Origin of the sequence: Streptomyces sp. NTH33 (assembly GCF_003236365.1) — a bacterium.
Classification (GTDB): Bacteria; Actinomycetota; Actinomycetes; order Streptomycetales; family Streptomycetaceae; genus Streptomyces.
In genome coordinates, this window is record NZ_POTZ01000012.1 from 12176 (window position 1) to 36365 (window position 24190).

General features: G+C 72.3%; 18 protein-coding genes. 9 read left to right on the top strand and 9 right to left on the bottom strand.

From position 1 onward, the window contains the following. The first annotated feature begins 27 nt into the window (after nt 1-27). Nucleotides 28-2718: a SpoIIE family protein phosphatase gene (locus tag C1I97_RS02395; RefSeq protein WP_111001557.1), complete on the top strand. Its 2691-nt coding sequence runs from the start codon at nt 28-30 to the stop codon at nt 2716-2718. A 98-nt stretch (nt 2719-2816) separates the two neighbouring features. Here C1I97_RS02395 and C1I97_RS02400 read toward each other — a convergent pair whose 3' ends face one another. Genes C1I97_RS02400 through mdlC form a run of 3 tightly spaced genes read right to left on the bottom strand, consistent with a single transcriptional unit; the run spans nt 2817 to nt 7180 of the window. Continuing rightward, the gene (locus C1I97_RS02400; protein ID WP_111001558.1) at nt 2817-4073 is read right to left on the bottom strand and encodes an MFS transporter; all 1257 of its coding nucleotides are present in this window, start codon (nt 4071-4073) and stop codon (nt 2817-2819) included. Nucleotides 4074-4112: 39 nt separating this feature from the next. Then, complete coding sequence (locus C1I97_RS02405) at nt 4113-5567, bottom strand: benzaldehyde dehydrogenase (RefSeq protein ID WP_111001559.1); 1455 nt, start codon at nt 5565-5567, stop codon at nt 4113-4115. Nucleotides 5568-5599: 32 nt separating this feature from the next. After that, the gene (mdlC, locus tag C1I97_RS02410; RefSeq protein WP_111001560.1) at nt 5600-7180 is read right to left on the bottom strand and encodes a benzoylformate decarboxylase; all 1581 of its coding nucleotides are present in this window, start codon (nt 7178-7180) and stop codon (nt 5600-5602) included. A gap of 94 nt (nt 7181-7274) precedes the next feature. Here mdlC and C1I97_RS02415 point away from each other — a divergent pair, with 94 nt between their 5' ends. The 3 genes from C1I97_RS02415 to C1I97_RS02425 all read left to right on the top strand — a co-directional run bounded on the left by C1I97_RS02415 (nt 7275) and on the right by C1I97_RS02425 (nt 10444). Beyond that, nucleotides 7275-8210 carry a LysR family transcriptional regulator gene (locus C1I97_RS02415; protein ID WP_111001561.1) on the top strand — a complete coding sequence of 312 codons (936 nt, stop codon included), beginning with the start codon at nt 7275-7277 and terminating at the stop codon, nt 8208-8210. Between the two features lie 189 nt (nt 8211-8399). Continuing rightward, nucleotides 8400-10079, top strand: coding sequence for an aa3-type cytochrome oxidase subunit I (gene ctaD / locus C1I97_RS02420; protein WP_111001562.1), 1680 nt, complete (start codon nt 8400-8402; stop codon nt 10077-10079). Further along, the gene (locus tag C1I97_RS02425) at nt 10076-10444 is read left to right on the top strand and encodes a cytochrome C oxidase subunit I (RefSeq protein ID WP_111001563.1); all 369 of its coding nucleotides are present in this window, start codon (nt 10076-10078) and stop codon (nt 10442-10444) included. The genes ctaD and C1I97_RS02425 overlap by 4 nt, the downstream gene beginning before the upstream one ends. Nucleotides 10445-10462: 18 nt before the next feature. On the opposite strand, the gene C1I97_RS02430 is transcribed toward C1I97_RS02425, so the two are convergent. The 3 genes from C1I97_RS02430 to C1I97_RS02440 form a co-directional block, all read right to left on the bottom strand. Next, nucleotides 10463-10657, bottom strand: a complete 195-nt coding sequence (locus C1I97_RS02430) for an antitoxin (protein ID WP_111001564.1) — start codon at nt 10655-10657, stop codon at nt 10463-10465. 108 nt (nt 10658-10765) lie between these two features. Further along, nucleotides 10766-11194, bottom strand: coding sequence for a hypothetical protein (locus C1I97_RS02435; protein ID WP_111001565.1), 429 nt, complete (start codon nt 11192-11194; stop codon nt 10766-10768). Between the two features lie 98 nt (nt 11195-11292). Beyond that, a complete protein-coding gene (locus C1I97_RS02440) occupies nt 11293-12822 on the bottom strand; it encodes an MFS transporter (protein WP_181446528.1) in 1530 nt (509 codons plus the stop codon). Between the two features lie 250 nt (nt 12823-13072). On the opposite strand from C1I97_RS02440, the gene pgm reads away from it, so the two are divergent. Then, a complete protein-coding gene (gene pgm, locus C1I97_RS02445; RefSeq protein WP_111001566.1) occupies nt 13073-14713 on the top strand; it encodes a phosphoglucomutase (alpha-D-glucose-1,6-bisphosphate-dependent) in 1641 nt (546 codons plus the stop codon). 20 nt (nt 14714-14733) lie between these two features. Here pgm and C1I97_RS02450 read toward each other — a convergent pair whose 3' ends face one another. Continuing rightward, nucleotides 14734-15525, bottom strand: coding sequence for a polysaccharide deacetylase family protein (locus tag C1I97_RS02450; protein WP_111001567.1), 792 nt, complete (start codon nt 15523-15525; stop codon nt 14734-14736). A 216-nt stretch (nt 15526-15741) separates the two neighbouring features. On the opposite strand from C1I97_RS02450, the gene C1I97_RS02455 reads away from it, so the two are divergent. Then, nucleotides 15742-19116, top strand: a complete 3375-nt coding sequence (locus tag C1I97_RS02455; protein WP_111001568.1) for a pyruvate carboxylase — start codon at nt 15742-15744, stop codon at nt 19114-19116. An 89-nt stretch (nt 19117-19205) separates the two neighbouring features. Here C1I97_RS02455 and C1I97_RS02460 read toward each other — a convergent pair whose 3' ends face one another. Continuing rightward, nucleotides 19206-20195: a LysR family transcriptional regulator gene (locus tag C1I97_RS02460; RefSeq protein WP_111001569.1), complete on the bottom strand. Its 990-nt coding sequence runs from the start codon at nt 20193-20195 to the stop codon at nt 19206-19208. A gap of 194 nt (nt 20196-20389) precedes the next feature. Here C1I97_RS02460 and snpA point away from each other — a divergent pair, with 194 nt between their 5' ends. The 3 genes from snpA (at nt 20390) to C1I97_RS02475 (ending at nt 22832) form a co-directional block, all read left to right on the top strand. After that, complete coding sequence (snpA, locus tag C1I97_RS02465; protein ID WP_111001570.1) at nt 20390-21064, top strand: snapalysin; 675 nt, start codon at nt 20390-20392, stop codon at nt 21062-21064. A gap of 135 nt (nt 21065-21199) precedes the next feature. Then, nucleotides 21200-21760 (top strand): GNAT family N-acetyltransferase, encoded by a 561-nt coding sequence (locus C1I97_RS02470; RefSeq protein WP_111001573.1) that lies wholly within the window; start codon nt 21200-21202, stop codon nt 21758-21760. Nucleotides 21761-21770: 10 nt separating this feature from the next. Further along, nucleotides 21771-22832: an ABC transporter permease gene (locus C1I97_RS02475; RefSeq protein ID WP_111001574.1), complete on the top strand. Its 1062-nt coding sequence runs from the start codon at nt 21771-21773 to the stop codon at nt 22830-22832. Between the two features lie 24 nt (nt 22833-22856). Here C1I97_RS02475 and C1I97_RS02480 read toward each other — a convergent pair. Next, nucleotides 22857-24190: amino acid permease (locus C1I97_RS02480; protein WP_111001571.1), on the bottom strand; the 1334-nt coding region annotated here is incomplete at its 5' end.

Here is a 24190-nt window from a genome sequence, read left to right on the forward strand (position 1 = left end):
CAGTGAGGTTGATGCTAGAAAGGCCGGATGGTTGACCGTTTCACCCGCCTTCGGCGCATATCGTGGCGCTCGCTGGCGGGAAAGAGCCCGCGAAGTGTCGCCGGACAGGTGTTCGTTCTGCAGGTGGCGCTGGTGGTGCTGCTGGTGGCCTCCGCCGTCTTCGCCCTGATGCTGCAGTCGCAGCGGGACACCGACGACGAGGCCAGGCGCCGTTCCCTCGCCGTCGCGCAGACCTTCGCGCACTCCCCGGGCGTCCTGACCGCGCTGCGGACGCCCGCCCCGTCGAAAGTGCTCCAGCCGCTCACCGAGGCGGGGCGCGCGTCGGCGGGGGTCGACTTCATCGTCGTCATGGACACCAAGGGCATCCGCTACACCCACCCCCTGCCCGACCGCATCGGCAAACGCTTCGTCGGCGCCATCGGGCCGTCGCTCGCCGGAAGGGTCCACACCGAAAGCGTCGACGGACCGCTCGGCCAGGAGGTCCAGGCCACCGTTCCCGTCAGGGACACCGGCGGGCGTGTGGTCGCCCTGGTCTCCGCCGGGATGAAGGTCAAGAACGTGACCAGCCAGGTGGACCGGCAGATACCGGTCATCCTGGCCGGCGGGGCGGCGGCACTCGGCCTGGCCACCGGGGTGACGGCACTGGTGAGCAGGCGGCTGCGCCGGCAGACCCGCAGCCTCGCGCCGGACGAGATGAGCCGCATGTACGACCACCACGACGCGGTGCTGCACTCCGTGCGCGAAGGCGTGCTCATCATCGGTGACGACGGACGGCTGCTGCTGGCGAACGACGAGGCCAGGCGGCTGCTGGACCTGCCGCCGGACGCCGAGGGCAGGCCGGTGACGCAACTGCCGGGGCTGGCGTCCGAAACGGTCGGACTGCTCACCTCCGGGAGGATGGCCACCGACGAGGTGCACCTCGCCGGAGCCCGCCTGCTGGCGGTCAACCAGCGGCCCACGGACCGCGACGGCGGCCCCAAGGGCACGGTGGTGACACTGCGCGACTCCACCGAACTGCAGGCCCTCTCCGGCCGGGCCGAGGTCGCCCGGGAGCGGCTCGAACTGCTCTACGACGCCGGACTGGCCATCGGCACCACCCTCGACGCGGCCCGCACCGCCGACGAGCTCGCCCAGGTCGCCGTCCCCCGCTTCGCCGACTTCGTCTCCGTGGACCTCGCCGATGCCGTCCTGCGCGGCGAGGAGCCGGCCACCACGGCGACCGGCATGCGCCGCATCGCCGTACGCGGCGTCCAGGACGACCCACCCCTGTACGAGAAGGGCCGGCTGATCGACTTCCTCCCCTCCACGCCCCAGGCGCGCGGCTACGGCACCGGACACCTGGAGCTGGTGACGGACCTGTCCTCCGAGTCGGGCTGGCGCGCGCAGGACCCGGAGCGCGCCGCGGCGATCGTCGACTACGGCATCCACTCGCTCATCTCGGCCCCGATCCAGGCCCGCGGAGTCGTGCTGGGCGTGGCCAACTTCTGGCGCTCCAAGGAGCACGGCCCGTTCGACGAGGAGGAGCTGTCCCTGGCCGAGGAACTGGTCGCCCGGGCCGCGGTCAGCATCGACAACGCCCGCCGGTACGCCCGTGAGCACGCGCTGGCGGTCACCCTCCAGCGCAGCCTGCTGCCCCGGGCCCTGCCCGAGCAGAGCGCCCTGGAGGTCGGCTACCGCTACCTGCCCGCCCAGTCGGGCGTCAGCGGCGACTGGTTCGACGTGATCCCGTTGCCGGGCGGCCGGGTGGCGCTCGTCGTCGGCGACGTGGTCGGGCACGGGCTGCACGCCGCCGCCACGATGGGCCGGCTGCGGACCGCGGTGCACAACTTCTCCACACTCGACGTGCCGCCCGACGAGCTGCTGAGCCATCTGGACGACCTGGTCGGCCGGATCGACCAGGACGAGGCCGGTACGGACGCCGCCGCGGCCGTCGTGGGAGCCACCTGCCTGTACGCGATCTACGACCCCGTGACCCGCCGCTGCACCATGGCACGCGCGGGCCACCTGGCGCCCGCCCTGGTCGCCCCCGACGGCAGCGCCACCTTCCCCGACCTGCCGCACGGGCCGCCCCTGGGCCTGGGCGGCATGCCCTTCCGGACGGCCGAGCTCGAGCTCGCCGAGGGCACCCAGCTCGTCCTCTACACCGACGGCCTCGTCGAGGACCGCAGGCGCGACCTGGACGTGGGCATGGAACTGCTGCGCGAGGCCCTCGCCGGCCACCCCGACCGGCCGCCGGAGCAGAGCTGCCGGGCCGTGCTGGACGCGCTGCTGCCGTCGCGGCCCAAGGACGACGTCGCCCTGCTCATCGCCCGGACCCGCGCGCTGCCGCCCGGCCGGGTCGCCGACTGGGACGTACCGCCCGACCCGGCCGCCGTCGCCGGGATACGCCTCGCCGCCGCCGGCAAGCTCGACGAGTGGGGCCTGTCCGAGCTCGACTTCAGCATGGAACTCGTCCTGAGCGAACTCGTCACCAACGCCATCCGCCACGGCTGCGCGCCGATCCACGTCCGCCTGATCCACGACCGCACCCTGATCTGCGAGGTCTCCGACGGCACCAGCACCTCACCGCACCTGCGCTACGCCGCCACGACCGAGGAGGGCGGCCGCGGCTTGTTCCTGGTCTCCCGGACGACCGAACGCTGGGGCACCCGCTACTCGCCCCAGGGCAAGGTCATCTGGGCGGAATTCCCCCTCCCCAAACCCGCCGCCACCCGCTGACCGGACACGGCCGGCGCGCGTACCGCGTGCCGTGCGCACATGGCGACGGCCCGGTTTCGGCCCTTGCGGGCGGGGCCGGGTCGTTGTGCCGGGGAGTGTCAGGCGGCGGGCTCGACGGCCTCCGGCTCGGTGTGCCGCGGGCGGCGCGGCAGGGTCAGTACGGCGAGGAAGCCGAGGACCGCGACCGCGGCGAAGAAGTAGAAGCCCCAGGGGTGGCCGATCCCCGCGGTGACCAGGGCGCCGGTGATGGTCGGGCCGACGATCGAGCCGATCCGGCCGATGCCGGAGGCCGAACCGAGGGCGGTGCTGCGCACCGGGGCCGGGTAGTAGTGGGTCACGTAGGCGTAGACGAGCACCATGGCGGAGAAGACGAACACGCCGGTGAAGAAGACGACGGTGTTGAGCATCAGGTTGCTGCTCATCTTGATGCTCAGGCAGGCCAGCATCAGCACCGACGCCCCGAACCAGCCGAGCGTGGTGCCCTTGATGCCGCGCCGGTCGGCGACGAAACCGCCGATGACCAGGCCGACGACGCCGCCGACGTTGAGGATGAGGAGCTGGGTGACGGCCGTGGGGACGGGGTAGCCGGCGTCGTTCATCAGCTTGGGCAGCCAGGTGTTCAGACCGTAGACCAGCAGCAGCCCCATGAAGGACGCGACCCAGATGCCGATGCCGGCGCGCAGGTAGGCCGGCTTGAGCAGCTCGGTGAGCGGGACCCGCTGGGTGTCGGTCGCCTGCTTGGCCTGGACGAAGGCCTCCGACTCCGGCAGCCGGAACCACTGGACGGCGGCGACGACGAGACCGGCGGCGCCCGCGACGTAGAACAGCAGGTGCCAGTTGCCGGTGAACTGCAGCGCCAGCAGCGAGGTGATCACGGCGCCGGTGTGGTAGCCGGTCATCGTCAGGGTGCTGGCCCGGGCGCGGCGGCTGGCCGGCATGTGCTCGGCCATCATCGTGAGCGACACCGGCATGCAGGCGCCCAGGCCGAGGCCGGCGACGAGGCGGAGGACGGCGAACATCGTCACGGAACCGGCCAGCGGGATCAGGAAGGTGAAGACGGAGAACAGCACCACCGACCCGATGAGCAGCCGCCGCCGGCCCAGCCGGTCGGCCAGCGGGCCGACGCACACGGCACCGATGGCCACGCCGACGAGCGACAGCGTCGCGATCGTCGTCGCGTCACCCGCGGTCATGCCGAGGTGCTGGGTGTCGATCAGGGTCGGGATGAGGGCGCCGAGGACGACGAGGTCGTAGCCCTCGAGCATGACGGTGATCCAGCACAGGGCCACGGTCCAGGCGCCGTGCCCGGCGGTGGCGGTCCGCGCCGGCGCGCCGGACGAGAGGGTGGATGTCATCGGGAGGTTCCCCCTGGGGACGGGAGTGGGCGGGCGGGGTCAGAACGGGTAGTCGGCGATGTCGGGGCGTACGGTGACCCACTGGGTCTCGGTGAAGGCCTCGACGTTGGCGGCGGCGCCGCCGAAACGGGAGCCGGTGCCGGAGGCCTTGACCCCGCCGAAGGGGGCGTTGGGCTCGTCGCTGACGGTCTGCTCGTTGATGTGGACCTTGCCGGAGTCGATCCGGTCGGCGAGCTTCATCGCGGTGCCGACGTCGCCGAGGATGCCGACGGACAGTCCGTACTCGCAGTCGTTGACGATCCGCGCGGCCTCCTCCAGCGTCGAGAAGCCGATCACGGGGGCGACGGGGCCGAAGATCTCCTCCCGCCAGGCCGGCATGTCGGTGGTCAGCCCGGTCAGTACGGTGGCGCGGTAGCCGGCCCCGACGATCTCGCCGCCCGCGGCCAGGGTGGCGCCCGCGGCGACGCTGTCGGTGACGATGCCGTGCACCCGCTCCAGCTGCTTGCGGTCGATGATCGGGCCGAGCGCCACGTCCTCGCGGGCGGGGTCGCCGACCGGCAGCGCCGCGGCCTTCGCGGCGAGCGCGGCGGTGTACTCCTCCAGCAGCGACTCGTGCACGATGTGCCGGCCGGTCGTCATGCAGATCTGGCCCTGGTGCAGATAGGAGCCGAACGCGCCCGCGGAGGCCGCCTTCCGCACGTCCGCACCGGGCAGCACGACCAGCGCGTTGTTCCCGCCGAGCTCCAGGTGGGCCCGCTTGAGCAGGCGGCCGGCCTGCTCGCCGATGGCCCGCCCGACCGGGGTGGAACCGGTGAAGGAGACCACCCGGACCTCGGGCGCCTCGACGACCGCCCGGCCGACCGAGCCGTCGCCCGGCAACAGGTGCAGGACGCCGGCCGGCAGTCCGGCCTCCTCCAGGACGCGCGCGATCACGACGCCACCGCTCACCGTGGTGCGCGGGTCCGGCTTGAGCAGCACGGCGTTGCCCAGGGCGAGCGCGGGCGCCACCGAGCGCAGGCCGAGGACGAGCGGGAAGTTGAAGGGCGCGATGACACTCACGACGCCGGCCGGGCGGCGGCGGGACAGGGACCAGCGGGCGTCCTCGGAGGTGAGCACCTCGCCCTGCGGGTGCGTCGGCAGACCCGCGCACTCGAAGCACTCGCCCACGGCGAGCTGCACCTCGAAGGCGGCCTTGGCCCGTACGGAACCGGCCTCGCGCACCAGCCAGTCCTGGATCTCGGAGGCGTGCTCGGCCAGCAGTTCGCCCGCCCGGCGCAGCACGGCGGCCCGCTGCTGCGGGGAGGCCGCCGCCCAGGCGCGCTGGGCCTCGGCCGCCCGGGCGGAGGCACGGGCCACGTCCCCGGCGGTGGCCAGGCCCGCCGTCGCCAGCTGCTCGCCGGTGGCTGGCTCGACGACCGGCTGCTCGGCGGACGCGGCCCGCCAGCCGTCGCTGAAGAACTTCCTGCCCCAGACCTCGCTGTCCAGGAGTGCCATCGGTTTCCCTCTCTTCTTCACAGGGGGGTCGGTCAGGACGGGGTGGTGAGCGCGGTGTCCACCTGGATGAGCCGCGGGTGGTCCGGGCGCTCGGCCAGGGCGGCACGCAGCTCCTCGACGCCGCCGACGTGCCGGGAGCGCACGCCGTAGCCCTCGGCGATGCGGGTGAAGTCCAGACCGGGGAGGTCCAGGCCGGGCGCGTCCGGCACGCCGAGCAGCCCGCTGAACCAGCGCAGCGCCCCGTATGTGCCGTTGCGCAGCAGTACGACGGTGAGCGGCACCCGGTGCTGGGCGGCCGTCCACAGGGCGGTGATCCCGTAGTTGGCCGAGCCGTCCCCGACGACGCCGACCACCGGGCGGTCGGGTTGCCCCAGGGCGACCCCGACCGCGCCGGGCAGCCCGAACCCGAGTCCGCCGGCCGCCGGGAAGTAGTACGAGCCGGGGCGGCGCAGGTCCATCTGGCGCCACCAGGAGGAGTTCGTGGAGGTCGACTCGACCACGTACGCGGTGTCCTCGGGCATCTCGTCGCGCAGCGCGGCGAAGACCTGCTCGGGGTGCAGACGCGGGCCGTCGCCGGTGGGCGGCTCGGGCACCGGCCGGAAGGCGCCGGCGGGCGCCCCGGGGGCGTCCAGTACCTTGACGAGCAGGTCGATGACCGCCCCGGGGTCGGCGACCAGCGCCTCGCCCATCGGCGCCCGGGCCGCGGCGGAGGCGTCCTCGGTCACCTGGATCAGCCGGGTGCCCTCGGGCAGGTACCGGCCGGGCAGGTACTCGTGGTAGCGGAACACGGGCGCGCCCAGCACCAGCACGAGGTCGTGGCCCTCGAACGCCTCGCAGACGGGCGCGATCCCGGCGGGCAGCACCCCGCGGAACAGCGGGTGCCGGTTGGGGAAGGGCAACCGGAACTGCGACGGGGCCGCCCACACCGGGCCGCCCAGCCGCTCGGCCAGCCGGACCGCGTCGTCGAAGAGGCCGGCCGAGTCGATGTCGCCGCCGAGCACCAGCGCGGGCCGCCGGGCGGCGGCCACCTGCTCGGCCAGCCTGCGGCCCTGCTCGGCGTCGGGCACACCGGCGCGCCCGACCCGCCGGTCGAGGACCGCCAGGGCGTTGTCGCCGGCGTCGGCCGCCCAGTCGTCGTAGGGGACGGACAGGTAGGTCGGCCGGCGCTGCAGCTCGGCCTCGAAGACGGCCTGCGCCAGGGCGCGCGGCACGTCCTCGGCGCACGCCGGCTCCGCCGCCCAGCCGACCAGCGGCTTCATCAGCGCCGGGGCGTCGACGTTGGACAGGTTGGCCTCCGGGCCGATGGCGGAGCGCACCTGCTGGCCGGCGACGACCACGAGCGGGGTGCGGGAGGCCACGGCGTTCGTCAGCGCGCCCATCGCGTTCCCGGAGCCGGAGGCCGCGTGCAGGTTGACCAGGGCGGGCCGGCCGGTCGCCTGCGCGTAACCGTCGGCCATGCCCACCACGGCGCCCTCGTGCAGGCCCAGGACGTAGCGGAAGCCGTCGGGCAGGCCGGCGAGGAAGGGCAGCTCGTTGGAGCCCGGGTTGCCGAACACGGTGGTGAGTCCCTGGCGCTCCAGGAACTCGTGGCAGAGACGACGTACGGATGGCACAGACGTTCCTTTCCGAGTGACGCACGACACGCTAGGCAAGCCCCGACATGAGCACCAATAAATCTTTTACCGTCGCGACATAGACTGTTTCGATATGAGGAACTTCGACCTCAACCTCGCCCGCGTCTTCGTACTGCTGTACGAGACCGGCAGTGTCACGGCCACCGCCGAGGCGCTCCACGTCACCCAGCCCACCGTCAGCTACAGTCTGGGCAAGCTCCGCCGGCACTTCGGGGACGAGCTGTTCCGGCGCACCGGACGCGGACTGACGCCGACCGCCGGTGCCCGCCGGCTGTACGAGCCGCTGCAGCGCGCCCTGGCGGACATCGACGGCACCGTCCGGCAGGCCGACGTCTTCGACCCCGAGACCATGCCGGGCCGCTTCACGGTGGCCCTGTCCGACCTGGGCGAGGCGACCCTGCTGCCGCGCCTGCTGGCCGCGGCCCGCAAACACGCGCCCCGGGCGTCCTTCACCGTCCGGCCGCTCGACGTCGACGAGGCCGAGGACCAGCTGCACCGCGGCGACCTCGACGCGTTCGTGGCCACCCCGGTGCTGACCTCCCACCGGACCGTGCGGATCCCGCTCTTCAACGAGCGCTACGTCGGCATGGTCGCCGCCGACCACCCGCGGGTGCGGGGCGAGACGGTCACCCTGCCGGAACTCGCGGCCGAGCACCACGCCACGGTCTTCGGTCCCAGCGGACACGTGGTGCCGCGGGCGGCGCTCGCCGCCCACGGGCTCCTGGACCGGGTGGTGGTGGAGGCCACCCGCTTCTCGATGCTGCCCTACCTGCTGGAGCAGACCGACCTGATCGCCATCGTCCCCGAGTACGTCGGCGAGGTCTTCACCTCCTTCCGCCCCCTGCGCCTGGCCCGGCTCCCGTTCGAGACCGAACCGATCGAGGTGGCCCTGTACGCCCGGCACGAGTCCTCCCGCAGCCCCTCCCAGCGGTGGCTGGTGGAGTTCATGTCCAAGGTGCTGGGAGAGCGGGTGAGCCCGGCGCAGCTGCCGCCGTACGCCGCCCGGTAGGCCGCACCGGCGGCCGTGACCGCGAACGGTGTAGGCCGATCGGGTGCAATGGGCCGGGCGTTACTCCGTCAGGGCGACGACGGCCGGGAGTTCGGCGGCGCGAGGCGGAAGGATGCTCCTGGGCCCTGCGGGACGCCGCGTGGACCTATCACGTACCCATCTCTTGAGAGAAAGCGTGTTACGGGCCGCATGACAGACGTCCATCACCCCACGCGGGAAACCGCCGCCCCCCGTCGTCCCCTGCGGCCCGGCGCCGTGGTGGTGAAGTGGGTGACGACGACCGATCACAAGACGATCGGTTCGCTCTACCTGGTCACCACGTTCCTGTTCTTCCTGTTCGGCGGCATCCTGGCGATGGTGATCCGCGCGGAGCTGGCCCGCCCGGGTCTGCAGATCGTGTCGACGGAGCAGTACAACCAGGCGTTCACGATGCACGGCACGATCATGCTGCTGATGTTCGCGACGCCGCTGTTCGCCGGCTTCACGAACTGGATCATGCCGCTCCAGATCGGCGCCCCGGACGTCGCCTTCCCCCGGCTGAACATGCTCGCCTACTGGCTGTACCTGTTCGGCTCGCTCATCGCGGTCGCCGGCTTCCTCACCCCCCAGGGCGCCGCGGACTTCGGCTGGTTCGCCTACTCCCCGCTGAACGACGCGATCCACACGCCCTACCTCGGCGGCGACCTGTGGATCATGGGTCTGGCCATGTCCGGCTTCGGCACCATCCTCGGCGCGGTCAACTTCATCACCACGGTCATCTGCATGCGCGCGCCGGGCATGACCATGTTCCGCATGCCGATCTTCACCTGGAACGTGCTGCTCACCAGCGTGCTGGTGCTCCTGGCCTTCCCCGTGCTGGCGGGGGCGCTGCTGGCGCTGGAGGCGGACCGCAAGTTCGGCGCCCACGTCTTCGACGCGCCCAACGGCGGTTCGCTGCTGTGGCAGCACCTGTTCTGGTTCTTCGGGCACCCCGAGGTGTACATCATCGCGCTGCCGTTCTTCGGCATCGTCACCGAGGTCATCCCGGTCTTCTCCCGCAAGCCGATCTTCGGCTACGTCGGCCTGATCGGCGCGACCATCGCGATCGCGGGTCTGTCGGTGACGGTGTGGGCGCACCACATGTTCGCGACCGGCGGGGTGCTGCTGCCGTTCTTCTCGTTCATGTCGTTCCTCATCGCGATTCCGACCGGGGTGAAGTTCTTCAACTGGACCGGCACCATGTGGAAGGGCTCGCTGTCCTTCGAGACGCCGATGCTGTGGTCGGTCGGCTTCCTGGTCACCTTCCTCTTCGGCGGCCTGACCGGTGTCATCCTCGCCTCGCCGCCGCTGGACTGGCACGTCACCGACGGCTACTTCGTGGTCGCGCACTTCCATTACGTCGTCTTCGGCACGGTCGTCTTCGCGATGTTCGCCGGATTCTACTTCTGGTGGCCGAAATTCACCGGAAAGCTGCTCGACGAACGCATCGGAAAGATCCACTTCTGGACGCTGTTCGTCGGCTTCCACACCACGTTCCTGGTGCAGCACTGGCTGGGCGCGGAGGGCATGCCGCGCCGGTACGCCGACTATCTCGCGGCCGACGGCTTCACGACGCTCAACGAGGTCTCCACCATCGGCGCGTTCCTGCTCGGTCTGTCGACGCTGCCGTTCGTCTACAACGTGTGGAAGACGGCCAAGTACGGCAAGAAGGTCGGCGTGGACGACCCCTGGGGCTACGGCCGCTCCCTGGAGTGGGCGACCTCTTGCCCGCCGCCCCGGCACAACTACGTCACCCTGCCCCTGATCCGCAGCGAGTCCCCGGCCTTCGACCTGCACCACCCCGAGGTCTCGGTCACGGACAAGCGGGAGAACCTGGGCCTGCCGGGATGACGGGCACGGCCGACCACCCGGACGGGAAGCCGGTCACGTCCGCCGAGGTGGTCAACCAGGTGGAGGGCTATCTGCTGTGGCAGGCCCGCGTCGCCGAGGCCGAGCGGCGGGCCCGTGCCTTCACCGAGCCGATGCAGTGGCTGACCACCGCGCAGCGCGAGGAGATCGAGGAGCACTACGTCCGGGACTGCCTGCTGCGGGCCCGGGCGGACCTGCAGCGGGTCGCCGACCGGTGCCGCGCGCTGCGCGGCGAGTACGAGGAACGCTACCGCCGGCTGCGGGCACGGTGCCTGGCGTCCGTCCTGACCGCCCTGGCCGTCCTGGCCGCGGCGGGAGTCCTGGCCCTGGCCGTCGCCCGGCCCTGAGCGGGTCTTCCGGCGGGGTCAGCGCGGCGGCTGGTCCTGGTCAGGGCCCTGCTCGCCGAGCTGCTCCCTCAGCTTCTCCTGAGCGGTGTCGACCTGGCTCCTGTACTTGTCCTGGGTCCGCTCGTCGACGTAGTCACCGCCCTTGTCGATGCCCCTGTCGACCTGCTCCTCGTGACCCTTCATCAGTCCCTTGAGCTTGTCCAGCATGCCCATCACGCACTCCTTTGCACCATCGTTCCCTCCCAGAATGACCGGCCGCTGTGCCGCCTGCATCCGCAGCGGCCCGGGGAAAGGGCCCGGAGGAACGGGTGAGGGGGAAGGTCAGCGGGCACACAGGTCCTCGGCGGGCGGAACGCCGTCGAGCAGCCGGCGACCGTCCCGCTCGGTGACGTGCCAGGCCGTGCACAGGGAGTCGTCCCGCGCGGAGCGCAGCAGGACGAAGTCGTGGCCGCCCCGGTGCCCCACCCGTGCCCGCAACGGGGGCGGGTGCTCTCCCAGCCGGCCGAGGAAGCCGGCGGCGTAGCCGTCGGAGACGGTGTCCTCGTCGAACAGCGTCTGGAGGGCGTCCGCGTCCCTGCCGGCCGCCGCCTTCTCGACCCTGCCGGCCAGAGCGGTCAGGCTCGGCGCGCCGGGCGGGTCCTCGGTCGCGATGGAGTAGCACACCACACCCAGCCAGGCACCCAGACCGGTGAGCAGCGCGACCAGCGCGAGACGTGACTTGTTCGAACGCTGTGGGCGCCCCTCCGGCACTGGTCTTCCTCCCCGACGTGCCCGTGTACGTGTTCCCAGTCTCCCACGCGCGACGGCGAGGACGGACACAGGCCGCCCCTGCCGTCGGCGGTGACGGGTCACGACCGGCTGCGGGCGTGGTCGTACAGCGCCTGGGACGTGGCGACCAGTTCCCTGCGCTCCTCCACGGAACCCACCATCGGCCGGGAGCCGTCGAGCGGCACCTGGGCGCTCTCGGGCAGGAACTTCACGGTCACCAGCCCGATGACACCGGCCGCCATCAGGTAGAACGCCGGCATCATGTCGTTGCCGGTGGCGTGCACCAGCGCGGCGGTGGCCAGCGGAGTGGTGCCGCCGAACGCGGCGACCGCGACGTTGAAGCCGATGCCCATGGCCGCGTAACGGACCGCGGTCGGGAAGAGTGCGGGCAGGGTGGCGGCGCTCGGCGCGGCGAAGCAGGCCAGCAGGGTGGACAGGATCAGCACCCCGAGGACCGGCGGCCAGGTTCCGTGCACCTTGATCAGCAGGAAGGACGGAACGGCCAGGACGATCATCGCGGCCGCCGCGACGCCGTAGACCGGACGCCGGCCGACGCGGTCGCTGAGCCGGCCGATGAAGGTGATCAGCAGCACGATCCACACCATGCCCACCAATACCAGAACATCGGCGGAGCCGCTGGGGCGGTGCAGGACCTCCGTCTGGTAGGTCGGCAGGTAGCCGGTGACCATGTAGTTGGTGACGTTGTAGAGCAGCACCAGGCCCATGCAGATGAGCAGGGCGCCCCAGTGGTTCCTGATGATGGTCCTGAACTCGCTGCCCGCCGACTTCTGGGCGAGGCTCTTCTCGTGCTCGTCCAGCTGCTGCTGGAAGGCGGGCGTCTCCTCCAGCTTGAGCCGCATGTACAGGCCGATCACGCCGAGCGGGGCGGCGATCAGGAACGGGAGCCGCCAGCCCCAGGCGATCATCTCGGCGTCGGTGAGGAGGAAGTGCAGCACGGTGACCAGGGCGGAGCCCAGGGCGTAACCGACGAAGGTGCCGAAGTCGAGCCAGCTGGAGAGGAAGCCGCGGCGGCGGTCGGGGGAGTACTCGGCGACGAACGTGGTGGCGCCTCCGTACTCGCCGCCGGTGGAGAAGCCCTGGACCATGCGGGCGACCAGCAGCAGGATCGGTGCGGCGATGCCGATCGTGGCGTAGCTGGGGATCAGGCCGATGGCGAACGTGCCGACCGCCATCATGAGCACGGTGGTGGCGAGCACCTTCTGCCGGCCCAGCCGGTCGCCCAGCGCGCCGAACACCAGGCCGCCGAGCGGGCGCACGACGAAGGCCGCGGCGAAGGTCGCGAAGGAGGAGATCACCTGAGCGCCGGGGGAGGCGCCGGGGAAGAAGACCTTTCCGATGGTGGCGGCCAGGTAGCTGTAGACGCCGAAGTCGAACCACTCCATGCAGTTGCCGAGGGCGGAGGCGCCGACCGCCCGCCTGAGCAGCGGAGGCTCGACGACATGGACGTCCTCCTTGCGCAGGGCGCGCTTGCGCCGCCGCACCCGGCGGGCCATTTCCTCGCGGGCCTGCCGCGGCAGGTTCGTCACGGGCTCCCGCGGCTCTTTCGCGCCGGCGGAGCCGGCCGGGCCGTCGGGTGTCACATCCACCACCACGTCACCTTGCTTGTTCGTCCGTATTCACGATGTATGGGAATTCCGGTAAGGGGGCCGGATTCCGGTAGGCGACGAACCGGCTGCCCTGAACGGCGCTCTTCACACCTGCAACGCCGCACTCCGCGCCCCCGGGTGTCCCGGCGGCGTTCCGGGAAGGGGCAAGAGCGACTCGCCTCCCCGGCAGGGGGGAAGATGAGATCGCGAGCGGACAGCGGACCCAGGAGCGACCCGGAGGAGCGTGGGTGTCATGCAGCACGAGCGAGCGGGCAAGCCGGCCCGGCCCGAGGACCTGATCGACGTCGCCCGGCTGGTGACGGCGTACTACGCGCTGCACCCCGATCCGGCCGAGGCGGGGCAGCGGGTGGCGTTCGGAACGTCCGGGCACCGCGGATCGTCACTGGCGACCGCGTTCAACGACGACCACATCGCCGCGACCAGCCAGGCCATCTGCGAGTACCGCGCACGCCAGGGCACCGACGGCCCCCTCTTCCTCGGCGCGGACACGCACGCCCTGTCCGAGCCGGCGCGGATCACCGCGCTGGAAGTGTTCGCGGCCAACGGCGTCACCGTGCTCATCGACACCGCAGACGGCTACACCCCGACCCCGGCGGTCTCCCACGCGATCCTGACGCACAACCGCGCCCGCCCCTCGGGCCTCGCCGACGGCGTCGTGGTCACCCCCTCGCACAACCCGCCCGGCGACGGCGGCTTCAAGTACAACCCGCCCAGCGGCGGCCCGGCCGGCTCGGACGCCACCTCCTGGATCCAGGACCGGGCCAACGAGATCATCGCGGGCGGCCTGAAGGACGTGCGCCGCATCCCGTACACGCAGGCACTGGCCGCGCCCGGCACCGGCCGTTACGACTTCCTGGACGCCTACGTCTCCGACCTGCCGAGCGTGCTCGACCTCGACGCGATCCGGGCCGCGGGCGTCCGCATCGGCGCCGACCCGCTCGGCGGAGCCTCCGTCGCCTACTGGGGCCGCATCGCCGAGCAGCACCGGCTCGACCTGACCGTGGTCAACCCGCTCACCGACCCCACCTGGCGCTTCATGACGCTGGACTGGGACGGCAGGATCCGTATGGACTGCTCCTCTCCGTACGCGATGGCCTCGCTCATCGAGCAGCGTGACCGATTCCGCATCGCCACCGGCAACGACGCCGACGCCGACCGGCACGGCATCGTCACCCCGGACGCCGGGCTGATGAACCCCAACCACTACCTCGCCACGGCCATCTCCTACCTCTACACCCACCGCACCCGGTGGCCCGCCGAGGCGGGCGTGGGCAAGACGCTGGTCTCCTCCGGCATGATCGACCGGGTCGCCGCCGACCTCGGCCGCCGGCTGGTCGAAGTGCCCGTCGGCTTCAAGTGGTTCGTGGACGGCCTGGTCGACTCCTCGCTCGGCTTCGGCGGCGAGGAGTCCGCCGGGGCGTCGTTCCTGCGCCGGGACGGCTCGGTGTGGACCACCGACAAGGACGGCATCGTCCTGGCCCTGCTCGCCTCCGAGATCACGGCCGTCACCGACCGGACGCCGTCGGAGCACTACGCCGGACTCGCCGCCCGCTTCGGCGAACCCGCCTACGCCCGCATCGACGCACCGGCCTCCCGCGAGGAGAAGGCCCGCCTGGCCGAGTTGTCCCCGGCCCAGGTCACTGCCGACACCCTCGCCGGCGAGCCGGTCACCGCCGTGCTCACCGAGGCCCCGGGTAACGGCGCCCCCATCGGCGGCATCAAGGTGACCACCGAGAACGCCTGGTTCGCGGCCCGCCCCTCGGGCACCGAGGACGTCTACAAGATCTACGCCGAGTCGTTCCGGGGACCCGACCACCTCTCCCAGGTGCAGGACGAGGCCAAGCAGGTGGTGCTGGCGGCACTCGGCGGCTGATCCGCCCGGCCGCCGCGGCCTCAGCGCACGGGGAAGCCGAAGGAGTAACCCCGCTGCTTCAGCCAGGGCAGGACCTCGCGCAGGGCGGCGACGGTCTGGGACCGGTCTCCGCCGGCGTCGTGGAACAGGACGGTCGGGCCGTTGCCGATCTGGCTCTCGACGGTGGCGACGATGGCGGCGGTGCCGGGGCGCTCGAAGTCCTTGGTGTCGACGTTCCAGCCCAGCGGCCGCATCCCCCGGGACGCGGCGAGCCGCCGGCTGTACGGGGTGAAGGCGCCGCCCGGAGCGCGGTAGTACTGCGGGCGGACGCCCCCGGACGCCTGGGTGATCATGCGCTCGGCGTCCAGGATCTGCTGCGACTGATAGCTCTCGGACCCGGTGTCCATGGCCGTGTCGTGGGAGACCGAGTGGTCGCACAGCCGGTGCCCGGCCGCCACCACCGCCCTCACCAGGTCGGGGTGCGCCCGGGCCTGTGTGCCCACCATGCAGAAGGTCGCCTTCACCCCGTTGTCCCGCAGCACCCGCAGCACCTGCGGCGTCCAGACGGGGTCGGGCCCGTCGTCGATGGTGATGTTGACACCCCGGGGGCCGCGGTCGGAGGCGTGGACGATGTCCGCCGACACCGGCGCCGCGGGGACCTGGGGACGTGCGCCGGGCGCGGCGGGGTGCGCCGACACGCCCGGACGCGCGTCCCCGCCCGCGACCGGGCCGGCCTGCGCGGTCCACACCGAGGCCGCGGCGGCCGCCGCCGTCCCCCCGACCGCCGCCGCCAGCACCCGGCCGTGCCACCCTCGTTTGCCGTGCCGCACCATGTCCCGCCCCGTTCCTCGCCGCCTCGGTGAATCCCGTGCATGCGTCAGGACGGAGAAAGGCCGGCCCCGGATCCCGCTGTTACCGACCGCGGACGATTCCGCGGGAAACCGGCGACACGCGCGGGACAATCGGAGGTGAGTGGTCCGCCTCACATGGCGTGACGAGGACCTGCCCGCCACCATGGTCCTCTCACCGGCAGGCCGAAGGGATGGAAAATGTTCCGCAAGGTGCTCGTCGCCAACCGCGGCGAAATCGCGATTCGCGCTTTCCGCGCCGGCTATGAACTGGGTGCGCGAACCGTCGCGGTGTTCCCGCACGAGGACCGCAATTCCCTGCACCGGCTCAAGGCCGACGAGGCCTATCAGATCGGCGAGCCGGGACACCCCGTGCGCGCCTATCTCTCCGTGGAGGAGATCGTCCGTGCCGCACGCCGGGCGGGCGCGGACGCCGTCTACCCGGGCTACGGGTTCCTGTCCGAGAACCCCGAACTCGCCCGCGCCTGCGAGGAGTCGGGCATCACCTTCGTCGGACCGGACGCCGACACGCTGGAGCTGACCGGGAACAAGGCCCGCGCGGTGGCGGCCGCCCGCGCCGCCGGCGTGCCGGTGCTCGGCTCCTCGGCGCCCTCCACGGACGTCGACGAACTGGTCCGCGCCGCCGAGGACATCGGCTTCCCCGTGTTCGTCAAGGCGGTCGCCGGCGGTGGTGGGCGCGGCATGCGGCGGGTGGAGGACCCGGCCGCGCTGCGCGAGTCCATCGAGGCCGCCTCCCGCGAGGCGGCGTCCGCGTTCGGCGACCCCACCGTCTTCCTGGAGAAGGCCGTCGTCGACCCGCGCCACATCGAGGTGCAGATCCTCGCCGACGGGCAGGGCGACGTCATCCACCTCTTCGAGCGCGACTGCTCGCTGCAGCGCCGCCACCAGAAGGTCATCGAGCTCGCCCCCGCGCCGAACCTCGACCCTGCGCTGCGGGAACGGATCTGCGCCGACGCGGTCCGCTTCGCCCGCGAGATCGGCTACCGCAACGCGGGCACCGTGGAGTTCCTGCTCGACCGGGACGGCAACCACGTCTTCATCGAGATGAACCCGCGCATCCAGGTCGAGCACACGGTGACCGAGGAGGTCACCGACGTCGACCTGGTCCAGGCCCAGCTGCGCATCGCCGCCGGCGAGACCCTGGCCGACCTCGGCCTCTCCCAGGACGCCATCACCCTGCGCGGCGCCGCCCTGCAGTGCCGTATCACCACCGAGGACCCCGCCAACGGCTTCCGCCCGGACACCGGCCGGATCAGCGCCTACCGCTCACCGGGCGGCTCGGGCATCCGCCTGGACGGCGGAACCACCCACGCCGGTACGGAGATCAGCGCGCACTTCGACTCGATGCTGGTCAAGCTCACCTGCCGCGGCCGGGACTTCAAGGCCGCGATCGGCCGGGCGCGGCGTGCCGTGGCCGAGTTCCGCATCCGCGGCGTCGCCACCAACATCCCGTTCCTGCAGGCCGTCCTCGACGACCCCGACTTCCAGGCCGGCCGCGTCACCACGTCCTTCATCGAGCAGCGCCCGTACCTGCTGACCGCCCGCACCTCCGCCGACCGCGGCACCAAGCTGCTCACCTACCTCGCCGACGTCACGGTGAACAAGCCCCACGGCGAGCGGCCCGACTCCGTCGACCCGGTCACCAAGCTGCCGTCGCTGCCCGACGGCGAGCCGCCCGCGGGCTCCCGGCAGCGGCTCGTCGAGCTCGGCCCGGAGGGCTTCGCCCGCCACCTGCGCCAGTCGCCGACCATCGGCGTCACCGACACCACCTTCCGCGACGCCCACCAGTCCCTGCTCGCCACGAGGGTGCGCACCAAGGACCTGCTGGCCGCCGCCCCGGTGGTGGCACGGACCCTGCCGCAGCTGCTGTCCCTGGAGTGCTGGGGCGGCGCCACCTACGACGTCGCCCTGCGCTTCCTCGCCGAGGACCCCTGGGAGCGGCTGGCCGCCCTGCGCGAGGCGGCGCCCAACATCTGCCTGCAGATGCTGCTGCGCGGCCGCAACACCGTGGGCTACACGCCGTACCCGACCGAGGTGACCGACGCCTTCGTCCAGGAGGCCGCCGCCACCGGCATCGACATCTTCCGCATCTTCGACGCGCTCAACGACGTCGGCCAGATGCGGCCGGCCATCGACGCCGTGCGCGGGACCGGGACGGCGATCGCCGAGGTCGCCCTGTGCTACACGGGCGACCTCTCCGACCCCGCGGAGCGCCTGTACACCCTGGACTACTACCTCCGCCTGGCCGAGCGGATCGTGGCCGCCGGAGCGCACGTCCTGGCCATCAAGGACATGGCGGGACTGCTGCGCGCCCCCGCCGCCGCCACGCTGGTGTCGGCGCTGCGCCGCGAGTTCGACCTGCCGGTGCACCTGCACACCCACGACACCGCGGGCGGCCAGCTCGCCACCTACCTCGCCGCGATCCAGGCCGGGGCCGACGCCGTGGACGGCGCGGTCGCGTCGATGGCCGGCACCACCTCCCAGCCGTCGCTGTCGGCGATCGTCGCCGCCACCGACCACTCCGACCGCCCCACCGGTCTGGACCTGCAGGCCGTCGGCGACCTGGAGCCGTACTGGGAGAGCGTCCGCAGGATCTACGCCCCGTTCGAGGCGGGCCTGGCCTCGCCCACCGGGCGCGTCTACCACCACGAGATCCCCGGCGGCCAGCTGTCCAACCTGCGCACCCAGGCGGTCGCGCTGGGCCTCGGCGACCGCTTCGAGGACATCGAGGCGATGTACGCCGCCGCCGACCGCATCCTGGGCCGCCTGGTCAAGGTCACCCCCTCGTCCAAGGTGGTCGGCGACCTCGCCCTGCACCTGGTGGGCGCCGGCGTGGCACCGGAGGACTTCGAGGCGACCCCGGACCGCTTCGACATCCCCGACTCCGTCATCGGCTTCCTGCGCGGCGAGCTGGGCACCCCGCCCGGCGGCTGGCCGGAGCCGTTCCGCACCAAGGCACTCAAGGGCCGTGCGCAGGCCAAGCCCGTGACCGAGCTGACCGCCGAGGACCGCGAGGGCCTGGAGAAGTCCCGCCGCGCGACCCTCAACCGGCTGCTGTTCCCCGGCCCGACCCGGGAGTTCGAGACCCACCGCCAGACCTACGGCGACACCAGCGTGCTGGACAGCAAGGACTTCTTCTACGGGCTGCGCCCCGCCAAGGAGTACGCCGTCGACCTCGAGCCCGGCGTCCGGCTCCTCATCGAGCTGCAGGCGATCGGCGAGGCCGACGAGCGCGGCATGCGCACCGTGATGTCCACGCTGAACGGCCAGCTCCGCCCGATCCAGGTGCGCGACGCCGCCGCGGCCTCCGACGTCCCCGTCACCGAGAAGGCCGACCGGAGCAACCCCGGCCATGTGGCGGCCCCGTTCGCCGGTGTGGTGACCCTCGCGGTCGCCGAGGGCGACGAGGTGGAGGTCGGCGCGACCGTGGCCACCATCGAGGCGATGAAGATGGAGGCCGCCATCACCGCCCCGAAGGCGGGCCGGGTGACCAGGCTGGCCATCAACCGCGTCCAGCAGGTGGAGGGCGGCGACCTGCTCGTCGAGGTGGACTGACCCGCCGGCGCGAGGCGCACCCCGGCACGGCCGGGGTGCGCCTCGTGGTCGTCACGGCCATGGAGCACGGCGGGCGGGGCGGAGGGCGGCTACGGACCGACCCCCACCGGTCGTTTCCGCGGGGACCGCGGGACGTGGGACGCGCGGACCGTGCCCGAACGCTCCAGCCACTCCCGGTACGCCGGTGCCTGGCGGGCCGCCTCCCAGTAGGCGTCCTCCAACTCGGCGTATCCGTTGTCGAGTTCGGCTTCGCTGCGGGCGGTGAGCAGGAGCCGTACGCCGATCGGATCGCCCTGCAGGGGGCGGATGGCGAGGTCGGAGCGGGGGCGTGCGGTGGGCTGGCTGACGGTGACCACCTCGCCGGTGGCGGCCAGGGAGTAGGCGGTGAGGTAGTCGCCGTGCAGCATGGCGGGCTCGATTCCCGCCCCGCGCAGAACGCGGCACACGGCGTCCCACTCGCCGTCGACCGTGGAGTCGACCATCCAGCGGTCGCCGGCGAGGTCGGCGAGCCGTACCTCGGGCCGTGCGGCCGCCGGGTGATCGACGGCGAGTGAGACGAACTGCGGTTCGCGCTCGACCAGTACGCGCAGACACAGCCCGGGCGGGATGCGCAGCGGGCTGCCCTCGACCTCGTGCACGAAGGCCATGTCCAGCCGGCCCGTGGCGACCATGTGCAGCAGGGAATTGGCGGACACGTCCATCTGGAGGGTGGGTTCGGTCCGGGGCACGCGGGTGCGCAGCCGGCGCAGCCAGCCCGGCAGGGCCCGGCTGGCGGTGGCGCCGATGCGCAGGTGGGGCCCGCCGGTGGCGCGCGCCGCCGCCGCCCTCGTCTCGGTGACGAGCGCGGCGAGTTCGGCGACGAGGGGCCTGGCGCGGCTCAGTACCGCGTGTCCCAGCGGTGTGGGACGGCAGCCCGTACGGGTGCGCAGGAAGAGCTGGCCGCCGAGGGCGTGCTCGATGCGACGCAGCTGGGTGCTCAACGAGGGCTGCGCCAGGCCGAGTTGACGAGCAGCCCGGTGCAGGCTGCCGTGGTCGGCGATGGCGCACAGCACGCGCAGGTGCCTCACCTCGAACTCCATGGGAGGGAGCGTAGGGCGGCGCCGGACGCCACACCAGACGTTCAAATCCCAACGGAACCAGCGGAACCGTACGAGTCGGTCCCCGATAGCTCCGCGCTATCCCCAATTGCCATCATCCGCTGGGTCGTTGGTATGCCCGAAACTCCTGCGTGACCGATCGTTCACCACCCCACACGAACGAGGAGCTCCCCCACATGAAGTCGTCCCGCACGAGATTTGTGGCTCTCGCGCTCGGCCTCGGCCTGGCAACGGCCGCGCTGGGCACCGCCTCGCCGGCCGGCGCCCAGGAGACCGGCTCCGCGCCGTCCGGGTCCGCCGCCTCGTACGCCCAGTACGCCGGCTCGGCGGAGAACGCCGCCGGCAACGAGGCGTTCTTCGAGGCCGTGCTGGAGTCGGTCGCCAAGAGGCAGGCCGCCCAGCCGACCTTGCAGGCGGTGACCGTCTACTACAACGCCGCCCAGGCGCCCAGCTTCCGCTCCCAGATATCGAGCGCCGCCTCCATCTGGAACAGCTCCGTGTCCAACGTCAAGCTCCAGGCGACGTCGGGCAGCGCCGACTTCTCCTTCTACGAGGGCAACGACTCGCGGGGCTCCTACGCCTCCACGAACGGCCACGGCAAGGGCTACATCTTCCTCGACTACGCGCAGAACCGGCAGTACGACTCCATCCGCGTCACCGCCCACGAGACCGGACACGTACTGGGTCTGCCGGACCACTACAGCGGCCCCTGCAGCGAGCTGATGTCGGGCGGCGGCCCCGGCACGTCCTGCACCAACCGCTACCCGAACGCGAACGAGCGCGCCCGCGTGAACCAGCTGTGGGCCAACGGCCTCGCCAAGGCCCTGGACAAGCTGAACAAGGCGGACTGACCCCACACCGCTGATCTCCGGTCCTCCCCGCCCGTCCCCCCACCGGCACGGGGCTCGGCTTCCCACGAGGCACTCCGCACCGCACACGGGCGGGGAGGACCGGCACCACGAACGACCGGTGCGACCATGGCCGCCATGCCCTCGCCTCCTTCCCCTTCCGCGGGACCCTGGCCGTGCGTCCTCACCACCCCGAGGCTGACCCTGCGCCCCGCCGAACCCGCGGACGCCCCCGAGTACACCCGTCTGTGGACCGATCCCGAGGTCCGGCGGTTTCTCGGCGGCCCCGTCGCGCAGGACCTCCTCCCGGCCTACCGGCGGCACTTCGCGGACCGGCCGTATCTGTTCACCGTGGTCACGAGGCGGGAGGCGACCGTGCTCGGCTCGGTGTCGATCGACCCGGAGTCCCGGTTCGGCGGCCGGCGGGAGGTGTCGTACTCCTTCCTGCCGGAGCACTGGGGACGGGGATGTGCCCGTGAGGCCGTGACAGCCGCGGTCGGCTGGGCGTTCGACCACGTCCCGTCGGACGATCCCTCCGTCATCGCGGTCACCCAGGAGGCCAACAGCCGTTCACGCCGTCTGCTCGAGGCGCTCGGGATGCGGCCGGCCGGCGGTTTCGTGGAGTGGGGTGCCCCGCAGTGCATGTACTCCATCGAGAGGCCGGCCTTGGTGGGAGAGCCGGGGGCGCCGGTGACCTAGCGTGGGCGGTATGTCCGAATTGCCGCATGGTGCTCATGGCCGGCCGCCCGGCCGGGCCGAGCGCTGGGCCGACTTCCGGCACTCGCCGTTCCTGCCCGCGATCGTGCTCACGCTGATTCTCGCCGCCGCGGCCGGGCTCTTCGCCGGCTCGTACACCTATGCCATGGCCAGACCGACACCGCACACCGTCCCCACCGCGGTCGTCGGCGCCTACGGCCAGGAGCAGGGCCGGCGTTTCGTCGCCGGCATGGAGGAGGCGCTGAACGCGTCCTTGAAGCTGAGCGCGTACGACAGCCGGGGAGCGGCCGAGCAGGCGGTGGACGACCAGAAGGTGTTCGCCGTGCTCGACGTCCCGCCCGCCGGGAACACGGTCACGCTGGACGTGTCCGGCGCGTCCGGAGCGAGCGTCGCCCAGGTGCTGGAGAAGGCGGCGGTGCAGGTCGGCAGGGCCACCGGCGTACCGGTCACCGTCCGCGACCTCAAACCGCTGCAGGAGGGCGACCCCCGCGGGCTGGCGATCTTCTACATCTCGCTCGCCGCCGTCATCCTCGGCTTCGTCGGCGCCATCCAACTGAGCGTGCACGCACGCGCGCTGAACCCGCTGGAGCGGATCGCCTTCACCGTCGCCTACGCCCTGCTCGGTGGTTTCGTGATCGCCGCGGTGGTGGACTGGCTGCTCGGCGCGCTGCGCCTGCCGTTCGTGGAGTCCTGGCTGATCCTGGCACTGACCATGTTCGCCTCCGGCATGGTCTTCACCATGTTCAACGCCCTGTTCGGGCGCTGGGCCATGCTGCCGACCTGGGGGCTGATGGTCCTGCTCGGCAACCCGTCCTCGGGCGGCGCGGTCTCCTGGCCGCTGCTGCCCTCCCCGCTCGGTGTCATCGGCCGCTGGCTGCCTCCCGGCGCCTCGGTGAACGCCCAGCACACCGCCGTGTACTTCGCGGGGCACCAGCACGCCTTCCCGTTCCTGGTCCTGGCGGGCTGGGCCGTCGTCTCCTGCGCGGTCTTCTGGCTCTGGCGCCACCGCCACCCCGGCGGCCGTCCGTCCGGCCCGGCCCACGCGGCTCCGTGAGCCGGGCCCGGGCGGCCCGTCGGATCAGACCGCCGCCCTGCTCCGGCGGGCCGCCATCACCGCGTGGACGACGACCCCCGCGAACAGGAACAGCACACCCTGGTACACCGCGGCGTACCCGGCGCCCGCCACGAGCCACAGCGAGAAGGCGGCCGCGACCGCCGCGACCACGGCGTCCCGTACCAGCCGCGCCCGGTCGACCCGCTCGCGCCGCCCCGAGACGAGGTGGAAGATCTGCGCGGCGGTGGCCAGCAGATACGGCACCGTCGCGGTGAACGTGGTGACCAGGACCAGGACCTCGAACACCTTGGCCGAGCCCGAGGCGTAGTTGTAGACGGTGAGCAGCGAGGCGAGGACGACGGCGACCGCGACACCGACGGTCGGAACGCCCCGCCGCCGGCGCGCGAAGGCGGCGGGGAACAGTCCGTCCCGCGCCGCGGCGTACGGCGTCTGCGCGCTCAGCAGCGTCCAGCCGTTGAGGCAGCCGGTCATCGACACCAGCGCGGCGAGCGCGACGGCCACTCCGCCCCAGGAGCCGCCGAACATGGTGTTCACGGCGTCCGAGAAGGGGGCGCTGGACCTCACCAGGCGGTCGTGCGCGACCGTGCCGAAGACGGACAGCGTGCCCAGCAGATAGACGAGCGCCGCGCCCGCGGTGCCGATGACGGTGGCGCGGCCCACGGTGCGCCGCGGGTTCCTCACCTCGCCCGCGCTGACGGCGGCGGACTCCACCCCGAGGTAGGAGAAGAGCAGGATCGCGGCCGAGGCGGACACCGCGCCGATCGCGCTGCCGCCGCCCGCGTGGAACGGGCCGAGGTTGCGGGTGTCGAAGAAGAACAGCCCGCCGACCGCCACGAGCAGCAGCGGCACGAACTTCAGCACGGTGGAGACGAGCTGTACGGCGCCCACGTACCGGGTGCCCGCGAAGTTGGCGAGCGCGGGCAGCCACTGCAGGGTGAGCGCGGCCAGGCACGCCGTCCAGCGGTGGCCGTTCACCGGGATCAGCACGTCGAGGTAGCCCACGGCGGCGACGGCGAGTGCGGCGTTCGACACCCAGGTGGTGATCCAGTACGCCCAGGCGGCGAGGAAGCCGGCGAAGTCGCCGAAGGCCTCGCGGGTGTAGACGTAGGGTCCGCCGGTGCGCGGATTCCGCTCGGCGAGGCGGCCGAAGACCAGCGCCAGGGCGATGGCGCCGACGGTCAGCACTCCGAAGGCGACCAGGCTGACGGTGCCGTACGGGGCGACGGAGGCCGGAAGCAGGAAGATCCCGCCGCCGATGATGTTGCCCATGACCAGGGCGGTGGCGACGGGCAGCCCGAAGCGGCGGGCGTGCCGGCCGGCGGGGTCTTCGGCGGGGG